Origin of the sequence: Nocardia brevicatena NBRC 12119, from assembly GCF_000308495.1 — a bacterium.
Lineage (GTDB): Bacteria > Actinomycetota > Actinomycetes > Mycobacteriales > Mycobacteriaceae > Nocardia > Nocardia brevicatena.
Window position 1 is genome coordinate 18,123 of sequence record NZ_BAFU01000055.1, and the last position, 22,054, is coordinate 40,176.

Genomic DNA, 22,054 nt, shown 5'->3' on the forward strand with positions numbered 1-22,054 from the left:
GGTTCGGTTCCTATTCGAGCTCCCCCTCGGTCTCGAGATAGACCTGGCGGAGCCGGTCCAGGGTCTGCTGTTCGGGCTCGGCCCACATCTTGCGTTCGGCGGCCTCCAGCAGGCGTTCGGCGATACCGTGCAGCGCCCACGGATTGGACTGGGTCATGAACTTGCGGTTGACCTCGTCGAACACATAGCTGTCGGCGAGCTTCTCGTACATCCAGTCGGCGACCACATCGGTTGTCGCGTCGTAGCCGAACAGATAGTCGACGGTGGCGGCCATCTCGAAGGCACCCTTGTAGCCGTGCCGGCGCATGGCCTCGAGCCAGCGCGGATTCACCACTCGGGCGCGGAAGACACGGGCGGTCTCCTCTGACAGGGTGCGGGTGCGCACCGAATCGGGTCGGGTGCTGTCGCCGATATACGCCTCGGGGTTCTTGCCGGTGAGCGCGCGGACGGTGGCGACCATTCCGCCGTGGTATTGGAAATAGTCGTCGGAGTCGGCGATATCGTGTTCGCGGGTGTCGGTGTTCTTGGCGGCCACCGCGATCCGACGATATGCGGTGCGCATATCATCGGCCGCGGGGGCACCGTCGAGACCGCGGCCGTAGGCGTAGCCGCCCCAGGTGGTGTACACCTGGGCCAGATCGTCGTCGCTGCGCCAGCTCTTGGAGTCGATGAGCTGCAGCAGGCCCGCGCCGTAGGTGCCGGGTTTGGAGCCGAAGATACGGGTGGTCGCGCGACGTTCGTCGCCGTGTGCGGCGAGATCGGCGCGGGTATGCGCCCGAACGTAATTCGATTCGTCGTTCTCGTCCAGTCCGGCGACGAGCCGCACCGCGTCGTCGAGCAGGGCGAGCACATGAGGAAAGGCGTCCCGGAAGAAACCGCTGATGCGCACCGTGACATCGATACGGGGACGCCCCAACTCCGTCGGGGAGACCACCTCGAGGGTGGTGACGCGGCGGCTGGCCTCGTCCCATACCGGGCGCACCCCCAGCAGGGCCAACACCTCGGCGATATCGTCGCCGGCGGTACGCATGGCGGAGGTTCCCCATACCGAAAGACCCACCGAGCGCGGGTATTCACCGTGGTCGGCGAGATACCGTTCCAGCAGGGAATCCGCCATGGCCTGGCCGGTTTCCCAGGCCAGCCGCGACGGCACCGCCTTCGGGTCCACGGAATAGAAATTGCGGCCGGTAGGCAGCACATTGACCAGCCCGCGCAGCGGCGAACCGCTCGGGCCGGCCGGAATGAAACCGCCGGCGAGGGCGTGCAGTACCCGTTCGATCTCCACGCCGGTTCCGCGCAGCCGGGGCACCACCTCGGTCGCGGCGAAGCGCAACACCGCTGCGACCGAGTCACGGTCACCGCCGGCCCCGGCCTCGAACAGTCGGTCGGCATGCCGGTCGACCAGACCGTCGACGGCCTGCGGGGACCAGTCCGCCGCCTGCAGTTCGACCAGCAGTTCCCGGGCCCGGGATTCGACGGAATCGACCCGCTCACGGGCCTCGGTGCCGGATTCGTCGAGTCCCAGCGCTTCCCGCAGACCCGCCACCGCGTATTCGCCGCCCCACAGCTGCCGGGCGCGCAGCATGGCCAGCACCAGGTCCACCTCGCCCGCGCCGACGGGCGCCTGCCCGAGAATGTGCAGTCCGTCACGGATCTGCACATCCTTGACCTCGCACAGCCAGCCGTCGACGTGCAGCAGCATATCGTCGAACGAATCCTCGTCCGGACGCTCGTCGAGGCCCAGGTCGTGATCCATTTTCGCGGCCCGCATCAAGGTCCAGATCTGCTGCCGGATGGCGGGCAGTTTCGCCGGATCGAGGGCGGAGATATTGGCGTGCTCGTCGAGCAACTGCTCGAGCCGGGCGATATCGCCGTAGCTTTCGGCCCGTGCCATGGGCGGGATGAGATGGTCGACCAGGGTGGCGTGGGCGCGGCGTTTGGCCTGGGTGCCTTCGCCGGGGTCGTTCACCAGGAACGGATAGATCAGCGGCAGATCGCCCAGGGCGGCGTCGGTGCCGCAGGCGGCGGACATGCCGAGGGTTTTCCCGGGCAACCATTCCAGGTTTCCGTGTTTGCCCAGGTGGATCATGGCGTCGGCGGCGAAGCCGGCGGGCGCTGCCAGCCAGCGGTAGGCGGCCAGATAGTGGTGGCTGGGCGGCAGGTCCGGGTCGTGGTAAATGGCGACCGGGTTCTCCCCGAAACCCCGCGGCGGCTGCACCATCAGCACGATATTGCCGAAACGCAGGGCGGCGATGACGATTTCACCGTCCGGGTCGGAGGAGTGGTCGACGAACAGTTCCCCCGGCGGCGGACCCCAGGCCTCGATCACCGCCTCGCGCAGTTCGTCGGGCAGGGTGTCGAACCAGGACGAATAGGCGGCGGCGGCGATGCGGATCGGATTGCCCTCCAACTGCTCGGCGCTGAGCCAGTCAGGGTCCTGGCCGCCGGCCGCGATCAGGGCGTGGATGAGGGCATCACCGTCGGCCTCGTCGAGGCCGGGAACCTCACCCGGCCCGCCGAGGTCGTACCCGGCCTCCCGCAGCGCGGTGAGCAGGCGGATGGCGCTGGCCGGAGTGTCCAGACCGACCGCGTTGCCGATCCGGGCGTGTTTGGTCGGATAGGCCGACAGCACAATCGCGAGCCGTTTGTCCGCGGCCGGGATATACCGCAGCCGGGCGTATCGAACCGCGATACCGGCCACTCGGGCGGCCCGCTCGGGGTCGGGAACATAACTGGACAGACCGTCGGCGTCGAACTCCTTGAACGAGAACGGCACCGTGATGATCCGCCCGTCGAACTCGGGCACCGCCACCTGGGTGGCGACATCCAGGGGGGACAGCCCGTCATCGTTGGCCTCCCACTGTGCCCGCCCCGAGGTGAGGCACAGCCCCTGCAGAATCGGCACATCCAGCGCCGCCAGCGCCCCCACATCCCAGGCCTCGTCGTCACCGCCGGCCGCGGCGGTCGCCGGTTTCGTCCCGCCGGCCGCGAGCACGGTGACCACCAGGGCGTCGGCGGTGCGCAGCCGGTCCAGCAGTTCCGGTTCGGCGGTGCGCAGCGAGGCGCAGTACAGCGGCATCGCCCGCCCACCCGCCCGTTCGATCGCCGTGCACAGGGCGTCCACATACGCGGTGTTGCCCGCCAGATGCTGGGCCCGGTAGTAGACGACCGCGACCGTCGGCCCGTCCACCTCGGTCGCGTCCCGCTCCAACTCCCCCCAGGCGGGCAGCTGTACCGGCGGCTCGAATCCGTGCCCGGTGAGCAGCACCGTATCGGAGAGGAAATTGTGCAACTGCCGCAGGTTCTGCGGACCGCCCGCGGCGAGATAGTTGTGCGCGCCCGCCGCCACACCCGCCGGCACGGTGGAGCATTCCATCAGTTCGGCGTCGGGCGCCATCTCCCCGCCGAGCGCCACCATAGGCACCCCGCTGTCACGCAGCGCGGCCAGCCCGTCCTCCCAGGCCCGTTTCCCACCGAGAATACGCACGATCACCAGGTCGGCACCGTCGAGCAGTTCCGGCAGATCCTCCACCAGGAGTCGGGCCGGATTGCCCCACCGGTAGTCGGCCCCACTGGCGCGCGCGCTCAGCAGGTCGGTATCGGAGGTGGACAGCAACAGAATCACAACGGTGACCTTCCTCGGGTGACGCGCCCATCGGGGTTATCTGCTCGCCGGAGAGGGTCTGGCTTTTTCAGTGGCGCGACCGCACCGGAGTTCCACCGGTTTCCTCGTCACCCGCCGAGCGTTCGGATGCTACCGCGACCCCGGCCGGGGGCCGCGCTCCGGTTGGTGTCCCGCCGCGCCCGCCCCTGGCCGGTATGCCCTTTACCAGCGGAAACCGCATATACATGCGCCGACGGCTCCCCGTTCACCGCCTATGCCATGGCGCTCGTTCACCCCATCGCCGCCGGAAACGGCTCGACACCGCCCACCCCTCGGTGGTGGTCCGGGACGAGCACGGACGGCCCACACTGTCGTCTGCCCCGGAACCCGGCCGTATCCGGTCGCGGCGCCGTACCGTCCTGGAGCGCGGCAGTCGACGAGCGGGTATTTGTCTCGTCCGCCCGTTCCGGGTTTGCTTGTGGTCATGACCGACGACGTGGGTACGAAGCTATTCCACCAGTCCATGCCGTTCACCGAGCGACTCGGTGTCGAGGTGCTCGAACACGGCCCCACACTGGTACGCAGCCGGCTCGCCTGGGACGAATCCCTGTGCACCCTCGGTGGGGTGATGCACGGCGGAGTGTTGATGGCATTGGCGGATTCCACCGGCGCGGTATGCGCGTTCCTCAATCTGCCGGAGGGGGCGCAGGGAACGACCACCGTGGAGTCGAAGACGAACTTCCTGCGCGCCATCCGCTCGGGCCATGCGGTCGCATTGTCGCGACCCATCCACACGGGGCGGTCGTTCATCGTCGTGGAGACCGAAGTCCGTGACGATGCGGGCGAACTCGTCGCGAAGGTGACCCAGACCCAAGCGGTTCGCTGATCCGCCGACCGGGGTATCAACTCCTGCGCAGTACCCCTTCGATGGCGCCGATCATCCCGGGGGTGCGGTAGGACAGCGACCCGTCCGGCAGTAGCCGGACCGTCGAGGCGGCACCGTCGTCCATACAGTCGGCCGCGCCGCCGGAAAGCCGTGCCACGAAGGTCAACTCGGTTTCGGTGGCACCGGTGAGGGTTTCGGTGCGCTCGCAGCGACTGCCGGACACCTTGCCGGTGTTCGAGGATTGCGCCACTTCCTCGCCGATGCCGCCGTCCCGAATGGTGAGGACGATGTCGAATGCCACCAGACCGTCTCTGCCGGCCCCTTTCCATTCGCCGACAAAAGGTTTCGGCACGGCCGTGACGGAGGTGTCGCCGACCGCCGGGGTGGCCGCGCCCGTCGATTCGATCGCCGCGGAACTGCTGCCCGTGGCCGTATCGCTCGGATTATCGTCGCGCAGCCGGGCCCCGACCATGAAAGTGGTGACGGCGACCGCCACACCGACCATGACGGCACCCACGATCAACGCGGCCCGGGCGCGGCGACGTGGAGAAGATACGGGAGCGTCGGGCGAACGCCATGGAGGCGGTTTCCCGAGCGACGGCTGTCGAAACGGTTGCTCCGCGAACGGGGCAGACCCCTGAGGTGGGGCCGGCTGCCATACCTGGGTCGAAGCCAACCGTTCCGGGTCGGTGATCCCGGCGTACGGCGGCGGGGTCGAGTGGCCCGTTTCCGCGGTGCGCGCCGGGGCCGAGAGGCCGGTCGCGGTCCGCGCCGGTGCGATCGGGCCCGATTCCAACTGGAGCAGTTCGACGGCGCGTCTGCTCACTACCTCCACCACCGGCCCGGGCAGCCACCCGACGCGGTCGGGGATCCCGATGGCGGTCAGGTCGGCGAGCAGTAGGTCGGTGGTCGGACGGCCGGCGGGGTCCTTGCTCAGGCAGGCCGCGATCAACGGACGCAGCCGTTCCGGCAGGTCCCCGAGCCGCGGGTCCTCGTACACTACGCGCCACAGCATCTGCACCCCGTCGCCGACACCGAACGGCCCGCACCCGGTTGCCGCGAATACGAGCACACCGCCGAATGCGAAGATATCCGCGGCCGGGCCCACCGGATCACCGGTCACCTGCTCCGGGCACATGAATCCCGGTGAGCCGATGACCTTTCCGGTGGTGGTGAGCTTGCTGTCCTCCACGGCGCGGGCGATCCCGAAGTCGATCACCTTGGGGCCGTCGAACGCCAACAACACATTGGACGGTTTGAGGTCGCGGTGCACCACCCCGCTCCGATGCACCGCCGCCAACGCCTCCAGCAACCCGTGCGCGAGCACGAGCAGCGAGTCCTCGCCGAGTGCACCGTAGCGCTCGACCACCTCGGCGAGCGAGGAGCCCGCGACATACCCCGTGGCCACCCAGGGCGGATCGGCGTCCACGTCGGCATCGAGTACCGGCGCGGTGAACCGTCCGTCGACGCGACGCGCCGCGGCGACCTCGCGCCGGAAGCGCTCGCGGAATTCGGCGTCGATCATGTCCGGGCGGATGACCTTGACCGCGACGGTGCGCCCGCCCGAGTTCCGCCCGAGATACACCCGCCCCATACCGCCCGCGCCGAGCACACCGAGCAGCCGATAGTCCCCGATCCGCGTCGGATCGTGCGTACCGAGAGGTTGCATCTCGCGGCCGCTCCCTTCGCATGACAGCAACGGGCCGAGGCCGGCTCCGCATCCATCATCGTGCTGTACGACCGCCGACTCTCGACGTGCTCGATGCCCCGCACCGTCGAGAACCGGTGCCGACCATCGAACGATAACAGCAAGATCGAAGATCACAGATTCACAAGGACTGGCGCCGGAGGGTTAGCAGCGCACGCGGTGGGCCATAGTCTTGACGAGCGTTGCTCGATCGACCGGGAAGCACTATCCCGCTGAACCGACCATGGGCCGCCGATCCTGTTTCACAGGCCCTGATCCCACTCGCGTGACAGACGACCCCGGAGGTTTTCATGAAGAAAACGATCGTCGCCGCTCTGACATTCACGCTGATGGCCTTCTTGGCCAACCAGGCCGACGCTCAACCGGCTCCCCCCGAACCGGCCCCGCCCGCCGCACCCGCCGCCGTGGATCCGACGGTCAGGTCAGGCCCGCTGGGGACCGCGATCCAGGTCAGCAACAACGGTGATATGGCCGTTGTCATCCGTCCCTCCGATACGGCCGTGGCGCCTCGGGAGGCCGACGACACGGTGCTCGTCCACGAGGTGACCATCCAGCAGATGGCCGGCAACCCGTCCCTCTCTCCGGACCTCGACATGTACCTGGTGACGAGGGACGGTGAGATGATCGCTCCCCTCGAGGAAGTGCCCGGCGGACTGATGGCCGGTCCCCTGGAACCCGGCGAGTCACGGACCGGGCTCGTTGCGTTCGAACTCCAGCCGAACCAGGCGCCGAAGGAGATCGTCTACGCGCCCGTCGAGGACGACATCCAGGGCACCTGGACCCTCTGATCCGCCCGGCCGCTGTTGGCCATCGGCGGTAAGCGTTCGGCTCGCCCGCGCACCCCGGCTCCCATGGACGAGCCGGGGTGCGCGGAAGTCGTTGGTCTCCTCGCCGAACGGAACTGAATCTCGAACTCGTCGACGCCATGTGTGTGACCTTGGCGGATGTTCTCGATACGGACGCCATACCGACGCTCGACCGGCGCGGTTTCCGCGCGCTGCACCCCCTGGCCGAATACCCGGCCTTCCGCGTATTGCCGGACCACGCATGAAGACCTCGCCGAGGCAATCCGGGCGCAGGAGGCCCCCGCCCACATCACCGAGGCCGCGGGCCACCATCTCGTCCCCGATTCCGGGGACCCGTTCCCTGCGCGACCCGGGAATAGGGATCATCGAGGCATAGCCATCCGGGCGGACGATAAGCCGCGGGACGCGAACGAATTCACGACATCCCGGCGACGAAACGAGCGAGCAGCCGAGCGAATTCGGCCCGCTCGTGCTCGGCCCACCCGGCCATCGCCGCATCGAACGCGGCTCGACGCCGCGCATGGGCCGCGGCGAGCACCTCGAGCCCTGGCTCGGTCAACACCAGCACCGACCGCCGCCCGTCCTCCTGGTCGGCGAGACGCCGAATCAATCCTTGCGCGACCGCCGCCGCCACCAGCTTGCTCGCCCTGGGCTGGTCGACCGAGAGCGCTTCCGCCACGGCCGACACGGTCGTCGGTTCCGACGATCCCTCGATCACGTCCAGCACATCGAATGCCTGTCCGACGGGCTCCCCCTCCCCGGCGAGCACGCGACGGGTCTGCCTGCGCCGGATCGCCACCATCGCCCGTTCGATTCGCTCGACATCGTTCACGCAGCCATGCTATAACTCCGCATATAAATGTTGTTGAGCAACTAAATGCTCAACAACATCCAGTTGGGAAAGGCTGCTCGTGAAGAAATTCCTCCTCGTCGCCGCACTCGCGCTCGCGCTCCCGCTAACCGCCTGCGGCTCGTCCGCCGGCAACACCGCCCGTACCCCACCCGCTGCCGATACCGGTGAGAACCGCCTCATCGGATACCAGGTAAAACGCCTCGACCAACTGTTCAACGCCACCTTCGGCCGTCTCCTCGGCGAAGCCGGACTCACCCGCCGCGAGTGGCAGACCCTGCACACGATCAGCCGCAAGCCCACCACGACAGCCGAACTCCTGGACGCCCTGCGGCCCTTCTGGGAGGTGGACCGGGAGAACCTGGACGACGTAGCGGATACGTTGATCGAACGCGGCTGGGTGGAGCGCACCGACGGCGGCCGGTTCGCGCTCACCGCATCCGGCCGCACGGCTCACGCCGACGCCGCCGACACCGTGGGGCGACTCCGAGAACTGGCCGTCGTCGATGTCACCGACGAGGACTACGCCCTGATGATGGACACGATGCAGCGGATCATCGACAACCTCGAGCGTGCGGTGGTCTGAGCGGTACTACGACGATCCGAAAAGCGTCATGCCCGCTCCGGGATCCACGTGGCGATCGCCCATATCACCACCACGTCGAGGGCGATGATCAGGATGGACCACAGCGGGTAGTACGGGATCCACAGGAAATTCGCGATGATCGACAGGCAGGCCAGCGCGATCGCCGTGACCCGCGCCCAGGTCGCTCCGGTCATGAGCGCCAGTGCGGTGAGAATCAGCAGAACGCCGACCACGATGTGGATCCAACCCCAGCCGGTGAGATCCAAGTCGTAGGTGTACTGGGGGCCGACGACGAAGATATTGTCCTCGGCGACGGCGGAAATCCCCTGGAAGAGGTTGATGACTCCTGCGGTCAGCAATAGGGCGGCGGCCGCGATGGCGCCGCCGACGACCAGACCCTGCCGCATGGGACTCGGGCCGGATCGTGGGGTGGTGTGGGTGCCGCTGGTCGTGGGTCGTTCCGGACTCTGATGCGTGGATTCAGTGGTCACGATCGGTTCTCCTCCACATGCGGTGGGGCGGCGAACTGCGCCGACGGTGCGCTCGATTGTCGACGGATCCGTCGTCTCGATCAGCGAAGTACCAGTTCAACGATAGCTGCGTGATATCGTCCCGGGAAGAGGCGCGACGGGTGCGCGGCCGGCGGCCTCGTATCCTGGATGGGTCATGGCGCGCACGAAACCCGATTCCTGCCCCGGCGTCCTGCGGCTGCACGACGCCGCCGACGGTCCGCTGGCACGAATTCGGCTACCCGGTGGACGGCTGGCCCCCGAACAGATACAGGCCCTGGCAGAGGCGGCGCGTGACCTGGGAGAGGGAAATATCGAGCTCACCTCGCGCGGCAATGTGCAACTGCGGCAGGTGCGGGACGCCGGGGCGCTCACCGACCTGTTGGCGGGAGTCGGGCTGTTGCCGAGCCGGACGCACGAGCGCGTACGCAATATCGTGGCCTCCCCCCTGGCAGGGCGCCTCGGCGGGGTCGCCGACGTACAGGCTCTGGTCCCGGCATTGGACGCCGGTCTGCTCGCGTCGCCCCGGCTGGCCGAACTACCGGGCCGGGTGTTGTTCGCCCTCGACGACGGCCGCGGCGATGTCAGCGGGCTGCGCCCGGATATCGGTGCCCACGCCGTCGGAAGCGACGAGTTCGCGCTGCTGCTGGCCGGACGGGACAGCGGGGTCCGGGTGTCGATGGGCGATACCGTCGAGGTGCTGCTGGCCGCGGCACACGGTTTCCTCGAGCTGGGCAGCGGGCAGTGGCGGCTACACGAGGTCGACAACGGCGCCGAGCGCCTGGTCGACCTGCTCGGCCTGTCCCCCGGACCGGACCGCATCGAGCCCACCACGCGAACCGAACCCCTGGTCGGATGGCTCCCCCAGGACAACGGCCTGGTCGCCTTGGGCGCCGGTGTGCGCCTGGGTTCCCTTCCCGCCCGTACGGCCGAATTCGTCGCCGCGATCGAACGCCCGGTGCTGATCACCCCGTGGCGTGGTCTCGTCATCACCGATCTCGAGGAATGGCCCGCCGAGCAGGTGGTTCGGGTGCTGGCCCCCATGGGTCTGGTCTTCGACGCCGCCTCACCGTGGCTCGACGTCACCGCCTGCGCCGGTCTTCCCGGCTGCGCGAATTCCCATACCGATGTCCGCGCCGATGCCGCCGCCGCCGTCGAATCCGGCCGAACCGCTTCGAATACCGTGGATTCGCCGGCGACGGACACAGTGGTTCCCCCCCACCGGATCACCACTTCCGGGCGCCAGCACTGGTCCGGCTGCGACCGTCGCTGTGGACGTCCCTCGGGCCCGGTCACAGAAGTCACCGCCGGGTCCGACGGCTACCGGGTCGTCCCCGCCGCCCGAGCATATCGGAATGACCCTGCCCCCTGAGATTTTCAATGGACGACGTTGCGCGGCAAGCATGCCGCTTTCGAGGTCGGAAGCCGATCTTCTCGCTACGATTGACACCGGCTTTACCCGGATGATCCAGGGAGGTCGGTCTGTGGTGCCGCGGATGCTCTTCGACAGCCTGCTGCAGCAACCGCGGACGTTCCCCGACCTCGGCCCGGATGGCCTGACCGGGCACCCATCTCCACACCTGCCGACAGCGCCCTCGATGTGGACCACAACCGGCGGCCACCGGGCTCCGCGGCGCCGACCCGGCTGCGTTCGGCCTGTTCGCTACACGCTGAGACAGTACGGTGGCGGGGTCGGTCGTTATCGCATCCGTCCGCATGGTGGTGACCACCGGTCGACCTACTCGCCGATGGCCGGGGTTACCGATACCGGCCGGACGGGATCGATGACCGGCGAGAAGCGAGGTGGGACATGACTTGTCTCGACTCTGACCCGTTCGGAGGCGGCCGCAGGCCGGCAACAGCTCATGTAATCGAGCCGAAGCCGTGTTCGGGGGAGGTCTGTACGTGCCGCGCGTAGCTGTCTTCGACGAACTGCGCGCACCCATCCTCGACGGACTGACGGGGATCGCGAGGAAGATCACGACCCTGCACTCACACGAGTACGGGACCATCACGGACCTTACGCGGCGTGCGCTCGCCGCGCACAGCCGCAACGACCACCTGTCCTATGTGAACCATGTGAAACTGACCGCTTTGGATGCGACCACCCCGGCTCATTCGGCCGGTAAGGGCAGCGTTTCCACGATAAAACAACCGGCGGCAACACCCCCCCATACGGTAACGATACTTCCGGCGGTGGCCCGCCCTATGACGGAACGCGAGGAGGGGAGAGCATCCCGGAGATTTCGTCGTCACTCTCTCCAATGGATGTCGACTGCAGGGCCGTGTCGAAGGGCCGGCAGACGGGTTTCCGGTATTCCAATTCCATGGAATGCCGGGCAGTCGCGTGGATACCGCTCCACCCGAATTGCTCGAGGCCCTCGGGATACGACTGATCACGTTCGACCGCCCGGGCTACGGTGGCTCGGAGTACTACGATATGAAGTTCACCGATGCCGCCGAACATGTCAAGGCGATCGCTGACCACTTCGAAATCGAGAAATTCGCCATTGTCGGCCGATCCGGCGGAACTCCCTATGCGGCGGCAGCGGCGGCCGGGCTGCCGGATCAGGTCACCAAACTCGGACTTCTCGTCCCCTTCGCTCCCCCTGAGGTAATGAAAGCGCGGTTCCGTGCGAACATGTCCCAGCAGGACGATACGGATTTGTCATTCGAAGAACTGAGTACGAAGCGACTCGCGAGTTTCCAGGACTCCAACGATCCGCTGGCGATCATCGGTATTTCGCGCAATGATTTGAGCGATAAGAACCTGGCAATAATAGAAAAAATTACGGACTTCTCCAAGAAATGCATGGCGAAGGTTTGCGGAACGGTACGGCAGGCTGGAACGGCGATATGCATCGGATACTGGGCGAGCAGCCTTGGGAGTTCGATGTCGGTGACATCAAGTGCCCGACTCTGATCTGGAGCGTGAGCGGAGACGGATTTACGCCCCCTGGGCATGCCCAAGGACTCGCCGCGCTACTTCCCCCGGAGCAGTGTCGACTGTATACGGTTCACGGAGGGGAGGTAGGCCATTTCGGTGCCATGGAAATCAAACCCGGTACGTACGCATGGCTGTCCGGGAAAGAGGATATGGCGCTTTTCCCGACCACCCCGCCCCCGGCCATCCACCCGGGGCACCCATCCCCACCACACTCGAACAATGGACCTCTCTCGCCGCGCCCGGCACCACATGACCCGGCCCTGTTCGAGAGATCGGCCCGTCCCTTTTCGGCATCTCCCCCCTCGAGCAGCGCACCGGCGAACCTCGCCTGCCCTGTCCTCGGCGACCGGTGCCACCCGTCCGGTCCGAAAATCGGTTGGCATCATGGGTCGGCAGCGGGAAGATCCCCGCGTGATCCGTATGACATCGAAAGCCGACCTCCCCGTGCTGCGGGATATCGAACACGCCGCCGGGAGATGGTTCGCCGAGATCGGCATGACGGAGGTCGCCGAGGACGAACCGCCTTCACCGGAGGTGTTCTCCGAGTTCCATTCGCACGGCCGGGCCTGGGTGTATGTCGACGAATCGGATTCCCCGATCGCGTTCGCGCTGGCGGGCGTGGTGGACGGCAATGCGCACCTGGAACAGGTTTCGGTGCATCCGGATCACGCGGGCAACCGAATCGGACAGGCCCTCATCGTGCGGGTGATGTCCTGGGCGCGCACCACCGCGTTCCCGGCCCTGACCCTGACCACGTTCACCGAGGTCCCCTGGAATGGGCCCTACTACGAGAAGCTCGGATTCCGCTCTCTGCCCCCGTCGGAGGAGACACCGGGTCTGCGCGAGATCCGCTCCGCGGAGGCCGCGCGCGGATTGGACCGATGGCCTCGGGTGTGCATGCGCATCGACTTGTGAGCGTCCACGACCGCGGCACCCGCGCCGAATCCGCGTGTCCCACACGCGGTGATACGAATCCCGCCCCGGCTCGTATACAGTTACTCCGGCTTGGTGCGCGGTGGTCGCGGTGTCCACGACCCGAGAAGCGATCGCGGTACCGCACGGCGGTCCGCCCGACTTCGAGCGTCGAGGCGGCAGTATTGCGCGGCAGAAGGATTCGGATCTCTTCGACCGGTCACAGGTACGAAGGCGGGAGGTATACGGGTGGGTGGAGCAGAGCGAGCGGGGAACCGTCGGAGGATCCGCGATTGGCCGGTGAAGGCCCTCACCGTCGTCGCGGCAGCTGTGCTCATATCGTCGATCGTCGCGGCCGTCGCCCCCGCCGCACCGATCCAGGGTGCACACCTACGCGCACCGGCCGGCGGCACCCAAGACCTCTTCGTGCCGTCCAGCATGGGACCCATCAAGGTTCAGGTGCAATGGGCGGCTCGCGGTGGGAGCGCCGCGCTCTATCTGCTCGACGGTCTGCGGGCGCCGGACGACCACAATCAGTGGACCACCGATACCGATGCACTGCGCCAGTTCGTGGGAGACGACGTCACCTTGGTGTTCCCGGTGGGCGGCCGCTCGAGCTTCTACACCGACTGGTACCGGCCGAGTAGCACCAACGGCCAGGCGAAGGCCTACAAATGGGAGACATTCCTGACCCGGGAACTCCCCGCCTTTCTGGCACGCTACGGAGTATCGCGCACCAACAACGCCATCGTCGGCCCCTCGATGGGCGGAAACGCCGCGCTGGTACTGGCCGCCCACCATCGCGACCAGTTCAAATTCGCCGGATCCTTCTCGGGTTTCCTCCACCCCACATTCCCGCTCTGGAACGAAGCGATGCGCGCGGCCATGTGGGACGAGGGCAACTTCAACCTCGCCGATATGTGGGGCCCTATCGACGACCCCGCTTGGAGCCGCAACGATGCCACCGTGCAGGCCGAATCGCTGCGCGGGCTGCCGATATACCTCTGGTCGGGCAATGGCGCGCCCGGCCCGCTCGACGTGCCCTACGGTGTCGGTAACACCGTGAACGCGATGGGTCTGGAGACGGTGGCGATGGCCGCGGCCCAGATGTTCCGCGACCGGATCGCGGCGGCGGGAATTTCCGCTCGCATCGATATCGTCAGCGGAACGCACACGTGGCCCTACTGGGCACAAGCGCTCGCGACGGCACGTCCGATGATCCTCGACGCGCTCGGCGTGCGCTGACCCGACCCACGAACCCTGCGTACGCGGCGCATGGCGTACCGTGCTCGGGCCATGTCGTCGAGACCAACCATGCGGGAAACGGATCGCCATATGGGGTGCCGTCGGGCAGGGCCTGTAGCCCCGCCCGACGGCACCTGCGGATTTCCGCGGTCACGCTCCGAACCGGCGGTACCCAGCGGCCGGACAGTCCGCTGGATGTGGCTGCGGTGACCTGCCGAGTGGCACGCTCGTGAGCGGTGGCGGATCCTCACGCAAGAAGCTCGCCCAGGATCTCTCCCGCATGCGTCCACAGCAACGCGCCACCGGCGTCGGGCAGATAGTGACGCATGGCGTTCGGGATCCGGTCGGCCGGAGTGCGCCCGTGATCGGGCGAGTGGGTGGGGTTGTTGTCGTGTCCGCCGTACCACAGATGTACGGGGCAGCCGATATCTTCGGCCCGGAATGGCCGGTGGGTGCGGTCAGCGCGGTGCGTCCGTCGATCCGACTCCCTTGACCACGGCCCGGTCCATGAACCCGAACAGATACCCGGCGACCCGGCGCATCTGGATCTCCTCCGCGCCCTCGGTGATGCGGTAGCGGCGGTGATGTCGGTAGATGTGTTCGAACGGCTTGTACCGAAAGTAGCCGAGCCCGCCGTGTACCTGCATGGCCCGGTCGGCGGTCTCACAGCATGGCCGGTTGGCCCGGTAATTGCACATCGACACCTGTTCCGAGACGGCGAAGGTGCCGTAGGCGTCCATCGACCAGGCGGTTTTGTGGATCAACGCGCGCAGCATCTCGCACTGGGTGTGCAGTTCCACCAGCGGGAACTGGATCGCCTGGTTGGCGGCCGGCGGTTTGCCGAAGGGTTTGCGTTCCTTGGCGTAGGCGACGGCCCGGTCGACACAGTGCTGGGCGGCACCGAGGCTGGACGCGGCCTGGCGGATGCGGTTCTCGTTGAAGAAACGCTGGATGACGGCCAAGCCGCGGCCCTCCTCGCCGAAGACCGCCGATGACGGCACCCGCACATCGGTGAGCGAGACGCGGGCGTGGTCGGTGGGCATATTGAAGGTCCACAGGTATTCCTCGACCGTGAAGCCCGGGGCGGCGGTGGGGACCAGGAACGCGGCGATACCGGCGCCGGCGCCGGTATCGCCGGAGGTGCGGGCGAAGATCAGGTCGGCGTCGGCGATATGGACGCCGGTGTTCCAGGTTTTGCAACCGTTGATCACCCATTCGTCGCCGTCGCGGACGGCGGTGGTCTCCATAGGGGTGGCGTCGGAGCCGTGCTCGGGTTCGGTGATGCCGAACGCGAAGAATTTGGTGCCCTCGGCCAGGCCGTCCACCCGCTGGGCCCGCTGCGCCTCGGATCCGTATTCGAGCATCGGCAGCAGGCCGACGTTGTTGGCGACGATGGCGTGTTCGTTCTGCAGATCGCAGTGCGGACCGAGGCCGCGGCGAGCCAGGTGTTCGCGGATCACGGCCATACCGAGGTTGGTGCCGTCACGGCCGCCGTACTCGGCGGGGAAGGCGTAGCGGTAGCGGCCGGCGGCGGCGGGATTCGGCGAGCAGTTCCTCCCAATCCCGGCTCGGGAGCCCGCCGCGTTCCCAGTCGACCGCAATGGTTCGACCGCGGGCGGCACGATCGTGGCCACCAGCCGGCGTGTTTCACCGCCGTCCACGGCGGCCGCGAAGACAACATTGCGCCGCCGCGCGCCCGCGGACAGGAACTGGAACTCGGAGGTCATCACGGAGCCGCCGAACTCACCGCCGAGAAAGGCGGACAGGCCCGTGACCGGGTCGGCCTTCATTCCCCCTCTCAACTGGCGTATCCGGGTTCGGCGACGGCGAGATCGGCCCGTACCACCTCGGGGAGTGCCTGCCACAGCGCATCGTCGTCGCCCTCGGGAACGGCGGCCGGCAGTTCCCTTTCTCGCCGCGCCCGGGCCGAGTTCGACCTCCCGACCGAGGATGCGAGCCAGGTTCGCTCCGACCCGCGCGCGTGCTTCGGACCGGGTGGCAGCGCCGGCATCAGCGTGTCCTCCCAGAGTTCGGCAAGTGCTTCCAGCAGTTCGGCCGGCGTGGCCGCCGGCGAAGCCGGCGCCGGTCCGGGGGCGAAACCTCGATCCCGATGGAGGATTTGCCGTATCGTCATCTGGACGGTTGTCCATACACTTGTGTATGTCGGTTCGGGTCCGGATGCCCGGCGATATGAGCCGCGGGCCCGGATCGCCGCGAGGACAGGCGAACGATGAAGACCAAGGGCGCTCTCATCTGGGAATTCGACCAACCATGGCAGATCGAGGAAATCGAGATCGGCGACCCTCGCAGACACAAGGTGAAGATCCAGCTCGAAGCGGCGGGAATGTGCCACTCCGACCACCACCTGGTGACCGGCGGGATCCCGATGATGGGGTTCCCGGTACTCGGCGGCCACGAGGGCGCCGGCGTGATCATCGAGGTCGGCGAGGGTGTGGAGGATCTCGCGGTCGGCGACCATGTGGTGCTGTCGTTCATCCCCTCCTGCGGCAGATGTCCGTCGTGTCAGGCGGGAATGCGCAATCTCTGCGACCTGGGGGCGCTGCTACTGGCGGGCACCTCGGTGACCGACGGATCGTTCCGCATTCAGACACGAGGCCACGACGTCTATCCGATGGCCCTGCTGGGCACCTTCTCGCCGTACATGGTGGTGCACCAGAGTTCGGTGGTGAAGATCGATCCCTCTATTCCGTTCGAGGTGGCATGCCTGGTCGGCTGCGGGGTGACCACCGGTTACGGTTCGGCCGTGCGCACCGCCGATATCCGTCCCGGTGAGGATGTCGCGATCATCGGCCTGGGCGGGGTGGGGATCGCCGCGCTGCAGGGCGCGGCGCACGCGGGCGCCCGCTACATCTTCGCCGTCGACCCCGTGCCGTGGAAACGCGAGCAGGCGTTGAAATTTGGGGCGACCCACGCCTATACCACCATCGAGGAAGCGACCGCCGCGTGCGCCGAGATCACCTGGGGCGGGATGGCCAAGAAGGTCGTCGTGACGGTGGGCGAGGTACGCGGCGAGGACGTCGACAGCTGGATGGGCATCACCGCCAAGGGCGGCACCTGCGTGCTCACCGCCATGGGCAACCTCACCGACAATCGGACCACCCTGAACCTGTCGATGCTGTCGCTGTTGCAGAAGAACCTGCAGGGCACCATTTTCGGCGGCGGCAACCCGCACTACGACATCCCGCACCTGCTGTCGATGTACAAGGTGGGCAAACTCGAGCTGGACGATATGGTGACCCGGCAGTACCGGCTCGACCAGATCAACGACGGCTACCGGGACACGTTGGAGGGCCGCAATATCCGCGGCATCATCCGCTACACCGACGCCGATCGATGATCCGCCGCCCGACCACTCGCATCCCGCCCACCGCCGTGGCGACGCCGCCACCGGGACACCCCTCGGCCGCTTGCCGCGATTTTCGACTCCGAGCCCGCGGATGCCGAACGTGTTCCGACCAGGGTCAGCACCAACCCGATCAGGGTCAGCCCCGCCGCCACCGGATAGATCGGCCGCGGTCCGGCGGCGGAATCGGTGATCACGCCGCCGAGCCGGCCCGCCACCGCGGCCGCGACCTGGTATCCGGAGGCATTGACCGCCATCGCCAGGGTCGGCGCTTCCACCGCGGCAGCGACGACCCGGGCCTGCATACCGGGAATGATCGCGAAACCCAGCCCACCGATCGCGACCACCGCCACGGCCGCCGGTGCCGCCGCCACGGCCACGAACCAGGTGCCGACCAGCACCGCCGACAGGAGCCCGAGCAGCGCGGGTCCCGACCGCCGGGGGTCACGGTCGTGGAGGCTGCCGCCGATCAGGTTGCCGATCGCCGCACCGACACCGTAGCCGAGCAGTAGGAGTGGAAGCCGACTCGCGGGATGTCCGGCGACCTCGGTCATCAGCGGAGCCAGATATCCGAACACCATCAGCACACCGATATTGCCCATCGCGGTGATCGCCAATGCCGACAGCACCGGCGGCCGGCGCAGCACCCGCAGCTCGGCAAGCGCCGATATTCGTCTCTCCTTCGGCGCGGGCTCGTCGATCACCGCGGCGACCAGCAGCAGACCGATCAAGCACGCCGCTCCCACCGCGGCGAACGCCGCCCGCCACCCCCATTGTCCGCCGATGGCGGTGCCGAGCGGCGCGCCGACGATCATGGCGAGGTTCATCCCGAACGCGAGCCGGGCCACGGCGGTACCCGCGCGCTCGGCCGGCACCGACCGGACCGCCACGACGATCGCCTGCGCAAAGAACGTCGACGTCACCAGGGCGGTGATCACCCGGGCGGCCAATAGCGCGGTGAAATCCGGGGCGAACACGGAAGCACCGTTTCCCAGTACGGCGATCCCGAGCAGGCTCAGCATCAGCCGTTTGCGGTCGACGCGGGCCGTGAGCGCGGTCAGCACCGGTCCCCCGACGATCATTCCCACCGCGTACGCGGTGACGATCAGGCCCGCGGCCCCGATCGTGACGTCGAGATCGGTTGCCACCTCGGGCAGGATCCCGGCGACCACGAACTCACCCGTCGTTATACCGAAAACGCAGAACATCAGTATTGCCAGTCGAAACACGCGGGTACGCTAAACCCTGACGTCGGCGTGAGAGTCAAGCCGAGCACGGACCGGAGGTGGCATCGGTGCAAATCGGGGAACTCGCCGAACGCACCGGTGTGAGCGTGCGGGCCCTGCGCTACTACGAGGAGAAGAACCTCCTGCATCCGAGCCGAACGGCCGGCGGATACCGGATTTTCGACCGCTCCGATATCCGCACCGTCGGCCATATCCGGACCCTGCTCGCGGCCGGTCTCGGTACGGATCTCATCGCCGAGATCCTATCGTGTATGACCGGAGAGTCCCTGCTGCTGACGGACTGCCGCCGGCGCCTGGAAACCGAACGCGCGCGGATGACCGGCGATATCGACCGACTCGCCCACGCCCGCTCATTACTGGACGGCCTCCTCGCGACCACGTCTCGGCCCGTCCGGGAGTGAGCGCCGGCGTACGGTGGCGGGTATGACCGAGCTTCCTGTCCTGCCCGAAACCGCCCCCGTCGCACCGCAACCCGACGGAATCGGCTGTTTCACCAGCGCAGAGGGCCGATCACGGTTCGTTCGGGCCTATCGCGACGGGATGGCCGTGCTCCCCGCCCCCGACGAGACCCGGCTGCTGCACACATCGTTCGGCCAGGTCACCGCCTACCGTTTCGGTCCGCCGGCGAACGAGCCGATCCTGTTGCTGTCGGGACGCCAGGCCTCGACCCCCATGTGGCGCGTGAATCTGCCGAGTCTCACGGCCCGGCACACCGTATGGTCGATGGACAGTATCGGCGAGCCGGGCGCCACCGCCCAGACCGCGCCCATCACCGGTCCCGAGGACCACGCCGGCTGGTTGCACGAGGCCATATCACAGCTAGAGGTCGAGCGCGTGCACCTGCTCGGTGTGAGCATCGGCGGTTGGCTCGCCGCGCAAACCGCTATCCACCGCCCCGAGAAACTGGCGTCGGTGACCCTACTCGATCCGGCCATGACCTTCGCCACGGTCACCTGGAAGATGATCGTGGTTTCGCTGGGCAGTGTGATTCCCGTTCTCCCGCACGGTGTTCGGCAGTGGCTGCTGAGTTGGATCTCCGGTGGGGCGAAGGCGGACGAATCGGTGCCCGAGGCCCGGCTCATCGCCTCCGGGATGCGGGATTTCCGGCAGGTTCCGGTGCGGCCGAGGCAGCCGAGCCTCGAAGAGCTTCGCTCGCTCACGGTTCCGGTGCTGGTGATTCTGGCCGGGGCGAGCATCGTGCACGATTCCGAGAAGGCCGCCGAAAATGCCCGGCAGATCCCCGGTGCCGAGGTGGAGGTATGGGCGGGTCGTTCCCATGCCATCAACGGTGAGGCGCCAGAGGAGATCGCCGCCCGGGTCGGCCGGTTCATCGAGCGTCACCCATAGCACCGACCCGGGCGGCGGTATTTCCGATTCGCCGCTCGGCCACACGACTTTCCGACGGCGAAGACGGTGCACCCCGGCCGCAGGGTCGGGGCGGGCGAGGACGGTCGTTTCAGCGTGTCACCCGTTCCGAAACGGCGGCGGAGGCACCGGACCGGACGTTCTCCCACAGGAGGAGACCACCGGTGAGGGCGACCGCGGCGGCGGTCAGCCCGTGTATTCCGAAAGCGGTGGCCGTGGAACCATCCCACCGCAGGACGGTCACCATATCGCCGAGCGGGATCAACGCCACCACCAGCGTCACGATGCCGAGAGCGTAGCGCTGTCCCGCCAGGAGCAGCGCGAGGATGATCAGTCCGGAGACGGTATCGCGGACGCCCTTGAGCTGCATGAAGGCGACCGCGTCCCCTTCCGGCCAGGCCGGCAGCCCGAAACCGGGTGCCATGGTGGCGGGGGCGACCAGATAACCGATTCCGATGTACAGGATGAACGCGGCCCCCAGCAGCGACAGTCCGGTGGCGAGGCGGGAGATGACCATTCGAGACTCCATTCGAGAAACTAGCATTGCTAGGTCTAGTAGAGACGCTAGCTTACCATCGCTATACTGTCTAGCGACGCTAGATTCCCTAGGTGCCCACCAGAAGGGCACGAACGAGCCGAGGCCGTGTCCAGAGTTCCGCGAACAGCGGCTCACAATGGTTCTCGACCGGTGGACCGCCCGAATGGGCCGAACGAACGGAGCTCGACCTCGATGACCACGCCGGAACCGATCGGCCACGGACCCGAACGGGTGCTGCTGGAGAGCATGCTCGACCGCAATCGCGCCGCACTCGTCACCACCGCTCGGGGGCTTTCCGAAACGGATGCCCGCCGCCGGCTCGTGCCCTCGCTGACAACGCCGATCGGATTGATCAAACACGCCGCCGTGGCCGAACGGGTCTGGTTCCAACGGGTACTGGCAGGTCTCGGCGAATACGAATGCGACGGGCTCGCGACCCCCGGCGACGGCAGTTTCGCCGTCGGCGACGACGAAACCCTCGACGAGGTGATCGCCGAGTTCGAACGGACCTGCGCCCGATCGCGGCAGATCGCCGCCGAATACGACCTCGATGTGGTCAGGCAGCACTGGCGCATCGGCACGGTCGATCTGCGGTGGATCTACCTGCACATGATCGCCGAACTGGCCCGCCACGCCGGGCACGGCGATATCCTGCGCGAGCAGATCGACGCCTGAACGGCCGATCCTCACGCCGTCGCGGAACCGTCCTGCCCGCGGGACTCGGCGATCCGGCCCAATTCGGCGGGCGAGCCGCCCATGATGACGGCCGTATGTTCGGTGACGAATTCGATCGGCCAGTCCCACCAGCGCACCCGCAGCAGGACAGCGACCTCGTCCGGGGTGAAACGGGTGCGGATATGGCGGGCGGGATTACCCGCGACGATGGCATACGGTTCGACATCCTTGGTGACCACCGCGTGCGCGGCGACCACCGCGCCGTCGCCGACGGTCACGCCGGGCATGACCGTGACGGAGCGCCCGATCCACACATCGTTGCCGATCACGGTGTCCGGCAGCAGGTCGATGGTGGTGAACACCTCGAGGGTGTTCTCCGTCCACGCGCCGCCGAACATGGTGAACGGGTAGGTGGAGGGACCGACCATCGGGTGATTACCGGCCGGCATGACGAACGTCGCCCGCGGCGCGATCGCCGTGAACCGGCCGATGATCAGCCGCTGCGGACCGTAGTTGTACAGGACGTTCGCATCCTGGAACGGGACCCCGCTGCCCTCGTCGTCGAAGTAGGTGAACTCGCCCACTTCGATGAACGGCGAATCGACCTGGTTGGACAGAAACACCACGTTCGCCAGATCGGGCCGGGTGGACGGATGTAACTGCGTGGGGTCGGGGGTCGCCAAGGAAATCGTTCTCCTGTCCGGGGTCGGGCCTCGCGGCGGACCACGCTACCGCTCGTACCGCGGCAGGACGAAGCACGCTGTCCCGAAAGGTTCGGCCGATATCGGCGGGACGACAGGTTTATCGATTCC

Annotated in this window: 20 protein-coding genes and 1 pseudogene; 12 read left to right on the plus strand and 9 right to left on the minus strand. The window is 67.4% G+C overall.

Going from position 1 to position 22,054, the window contains the following annotated elements:
- Window positions 1–10: 10 nt before the first annotated feature.
- The gene (gene cobN / locus ON20_RS13405; protein ID WP_040835716.1) at window positions 11–3,625 is read right to left on the minus strand and encodes a cobaltochelatase subunit CobN; all 3,615 of its coding nucleotides are present in this window, start codon (window positions 3,623–3,625) and stop codon (window positions 11–13) included.
- Window positions 3,626–4,088: 463 nt separating this feature from the next.
- Between cobN and ON20_RS13410 the strand changes: the two genes are divergently transcribed.
- Window positions 4,089–4,490 (plus strand): PaaI family thioesterase, encoded by a 402-nt coding sequence (locus ON20_RS13410; protein WP_040835718.1) that lies wholly within the window; start codon window positions 4,089–4,091, stop codon window positions 4,488–4,490.
- Window positions 4,491–4,506: 16 nt separating this feature from the next.
- Here ON20_RS13410 and ON20_RS13415 read toward each other — a convergent pair whose 3' ends face one another.
- Window positions 4,507–6,159 carry a serine/threonine-protein kinase gene (locus tag ON20_RS13415; protein WP_040835720.1) on the minus strand — a complete coding sequence of 551 codons (1,653 nt, stop codon included), beginning with the start codon at window positions 6,157–6,159 and terminating at the stop codon, window positions 4,507–4,509.
- A 329-nt stretch (window positions 6,160–6,488) separates the two neighbouring features.
- Here ON20_RS13415 and ON20_RS13420 point away from each other — a divergent pair, with 329 nt between their 5' ends.
- Window positions 6,489–6,986: a DUF1942 domain-containing protein gene (locus ON20_RS13420; RefSeq protein WP_040835723.1), complete on the plus strand. Its 498-nt coding sequence runs from the start codon at window positions 6,489–6,491 to the stop codon at window positions 6,984–6,986.
- A 77-nt stretch (window positions 6,987–7,063) separates the two neighbouring features.
- Window positions 7,064–7,249 (plus strand): PIN domain-containing protein, encoded by a 186-nt coding sequence (locus ON20_RS36375; protein ID WP_157228830.1) that lies wholly within the window; start codon window positions 7,064–7,066, stop codon window positions 7,247–7,249.
- 170 nt (window positions 7,250–7,419) lie between these two features.
- Here ON20_RS36375 and ON20_RS13430 read toward each other — a convergent pair whose 3' ends face one another.
- Window positions 7,420–7,836, minus strand: a complete 417-nt coding sequence (locus ON20_RS13430) for a MarR family winged helix-turn-helix transcriptional regulator (RefSeq protein ID WP_218002513.1) — start codon at window positions 7,834–7,836, stop codon at window positions 7,420–7,422.
- Window positions 7,837–7,915: 79 nt separating this feature from the next.
- On the opposite strand from ON20_RS13430, the gene ON20_RS13435 reads away from it, so the two are divergent.
- On the plus strand, window positions 7,916–8,440 hold the full coding sequence (locus ON20_RS13435) for a MarR family winged helix-turn-helix transcriptional regulator (protein WP_245547219.1): 525 nt from the start codon (window positions 7,916–7,918) through the stop codon (window positions 8,438–8,440).
- A 26-nt stretch (window positions 8,441–8,466) separates the two neighbouring features.
- On the opposite strand, the gene ON20_RS13440 is transcribed toward ON20_RS13435, so the two are convergent.
- Window positions 8,467–8,847, minus strand: a complete 381-nt coding sequence (locus ON20_RS13440) for a DUF7144 family membrane protein (RefSeq protein WP_040835848.1) — start codon at window positions 8,845–8,847, stop codon at window positions 8,467–8,469.
- 259 nt (window positions 8,848–9,106) lie between these two features.
- Here ON20_RS13440 and cobG point away from each other — a divergent pair, with 259 nt between their 5' ends.
- From cobG to ON20_RS13460, 4 genes are all read left to right on the plus strand, one after another.
- Window positions 9,107–10,321 (plus strand): precorrin-3B synthase, encoded by a 1,215-nt coding sequence (gene cobG / locus ON20_RS13445; protein WP_040835727.1) that lies wholly within the window; start codon window positions 9,107–9,109, stop codon window positions 10,319–10,321.
- 903 nt (window positions 10,322–11,224) lie between these two features.
- Window positions 11,225–11,872, plus strand: coding sequence for an alpha/beta fold hydrolase (locus ON20_RS33100; protein WP_368853931.1), 648 nt, complete (start codon window positions 11,225–11,227; stop codon window positions 11,870–11,872).
- A gap of 444 nt (window positions 11,873–12,316) precedes the next feature.
- Window positions 12,317–12,811 (plus strand): GNAT family N-acetyltransferase, encoded by a 495-nt coding sequence (locus tag ON20_RS13455; protein WP_245547220.1) that lies wholly within the window; start codon window positions 12,317–12,319, stop codon window positions 12,809–12,811.
- A gap of 297 nt (window positions 12,812–13,108) precedes the next feature.
- On the plus strand, window positions 13,109–14,053 hold the full coding sequence (locus ON20_RS13460; protein WP_245547221.1) for an alpha/beta hydrolase: 945 nt from the start codon (window positions 13,109–13,111) through the stop codon (window positions 14,051–14,053).
- Between the two features lie 458 nt (window positions 14,054–14,511).
- On the opposite strand, the pseudogene ON20_RS13465 reads toward ON20_RS13460, so the two are convergent.
- Both ON20_RS13465 and ON20_RS13470 read right to left on the minus strand, forming a co-directional pair.
- Window positions 14,512–15,646, minus strand: a pseudogene (locus ON20_RS13465) (acyl-CoA dehydrogenase family protein); the annotation flags it as partial.
- Between the two features lie 205 nt (window positions 15,647–15,851).
- A complete protein-coding gene (locus ON20_RS13470) occupies window positions 15,852–16,187 on the minus strand; it encodes a hypothetical protein (RefSeq protein WP_040835731.1) in 336 nt (111 codons plus the stop codon).
- 96 nt (window positions 16,188–16,283) lie between these two features.
- Here ON20_RS13470 and ON20_RS13475 point away from each other — a divergent pair, with 96 nt between their 5' ends.
- Entirely contained in the window at window positions 16,284–17,411 is a 1,128-nt protein-coding gene (locus tag ON20_RS13475) for an NDMA-dependent alcohol dehydrogenase (RefSeq protein ID WP_040835733.1), read from the plus strand.
- On the opposite strand, the gene ON20_RS13480 is transcribed toward ON20_RS13475, so the two are convergent.
- On the minus strand, window positions 17,390–18,646 hold the full coding sequence (locus ON20_RS13480; protein WP_083864897.1) for an MFS transporter: 1,257 nt from the start codon (window positions 18,644–18,646) through the stop codon (window positions 17,390–17,392). The two genes, ON20_RS13475 and ON20_RS13480, sit on opposite strands and share 22 nt — an antisense overlap.
- A gap of 56 nt (window positions 18,647–18,702) precedes the next feature.
- Between ON20_RS13480 and ON20_RS13485 the strand changes: the two genes are divergently transcribed.
- Both ON20_RS13485 and ON20_RS13490 read left to right on the plus strand, forming a co-directional pair.
- Entirely contained in the window at window positions 18,703–19,065 is a 363-nt protein-coding gene (locus ON20_RS13485) for a MerR family transcriptional regulator (RefSeq protein ID WP_218002514.1), read from the plus strand.
- Between the two features lie 22 nt (window positions 19,066–19,087).
- Window positions 19,088–20,011: an alpha/beta fold hydrolase gene (locus tag ON20_RS13490; protein ID WP_051162390.1), complete on the plus strand. Its 924-nt coding sequence runs from the start codon at window positions 19,088–19,090 to the stop codon at window positions 20,009–20,011.
- Between the two features lie 109 nt (window positions 20,012–20,120).
- Here ON20_RS13490 and ON20_RS13495 read toward each other — a convergent pair whose 3' ends face one another.
- On the minus strand, window positions 20,121–20,546 hold the full coding sequence (locus ON20_RS13495; protein WP_040835737.1) for a DUF4267 domain-containing protein: 426 nt from the start codon (window positions 20,544–20,546) through the stop codon (window positions 20,121–20,123).
- A 213-nt stretch (window positions 20,547–20,759) separates the two neighbouring features.
- On the opposite strand from ON20_RS13495, the gene ON20_RS13500 reads away from it, so the two are divergent.
- Complete coding sequence (locus ON20_RS13500) at window positions 20,760–21,242, plus strand: DinB family protein (RefSeq protein WP_040835860.1); 483 nt, start codon at window positions 20,760–20,762, stop codon at window positions 21,240–21,242.
- A gap of 11 nt (window positions 21,243–21,253) precedes the next feature.
- On the opposite strand, the gene ON20_RS13505 is transcribed toward ON20_RS13500, so the two are convergent.
- The gene (locus ON20_RS13505; RefSeq protein ID WP_040835739.1) at window positions 21,254–21,925 is read right to left on the minus strand and encodes a CatB-related O-acetyltransferase; all 672 of its coding nucleotides are present in this window, start codon (window positions 21,923–21,925) and stop codon (window positions 21,254–21,256) included.
- Between the last annotated feature and the right edge of the window lie 129 nt (window positions 21,926–22,054).

Bases quoted from the DNA above. Each gene is read 5' to 3' on its own strand.
- ON20_RS13410 (WP_040835718.1), top strand. From the start codon at position 4,089: ATGACCGACGACGTGGGTACGAAGCTATTCCACCAGTCCATGCCGTTC.
- ON20_RS13415 (WP_040835720.1), bottom strand. From the start codon at position 6,159: ATGCAACCTCTCGGTACGCACGATCCGACGCGGATCGGGGACTATCGG.
- ON20_RS13420 (WP_040835723.1), top strand. From the start codon at position 6,489: ATGAAGAAAACGATCGTCGCCGCTCTGACATTCACGCTGATGGCCTTC.
- ON20_RS13440 (WP_040835848.1), bottom strand. From the start codon at position 8,847: ATGCGGCAGGGTCTGGTCGTCGGCGGCGCCATCGCGGCCGCCGCCCTA.
- cobG (WP_040835727.1), top strand. From the start codon at position 9,107: ATGGCGCGCACGAAACCCGATTCCTGCCCCGGCGTCCTGCGGCTGCAC.
- ON20_RS13455 (WP_245547220.1), top strand. From the start codon at position 12,317: ATGACATCGAAAGCCGACCTCCCCGTGCTGCGGGATATCGAACACGCC.
- ON20_RS13470 (WP_040835731.1), bottom strand. From the start codon at position 16,187: ATGACGATACGGCAAATCCTCCATCGGGATCGAGGTTTCGCCCCCGGA.
- ON20_RS13475 (WP_040835733.1), top strand. From the start codon at position 16,284: ATGAAGACCAAGGGCGCTCTCATCTGGGAATTCGACCAACCATGGCAG.
- ON20_RS13490 (WP_051162390.1), top strand. From the start codon at position 19,088: ATGACCGAGCTTCCTGTCCTGCCCGAAACCGCCCCCGTCGCACCGCAA.
- ON20_RS13495 (WP_040835737.1), bottom strand. From the start codon at position 20,546: ATGGTCATCTCCCGCCTCGCCACCGGACTGTCGCTGCTGGGGGCCGCG.
- ON20_RS13500 (WP_040835860.1), top strand. From the start codon at position 20,760: ATGACCACGCCGGAACCGATCGGCCACGGACCCGAACGGGTGCTGCTG.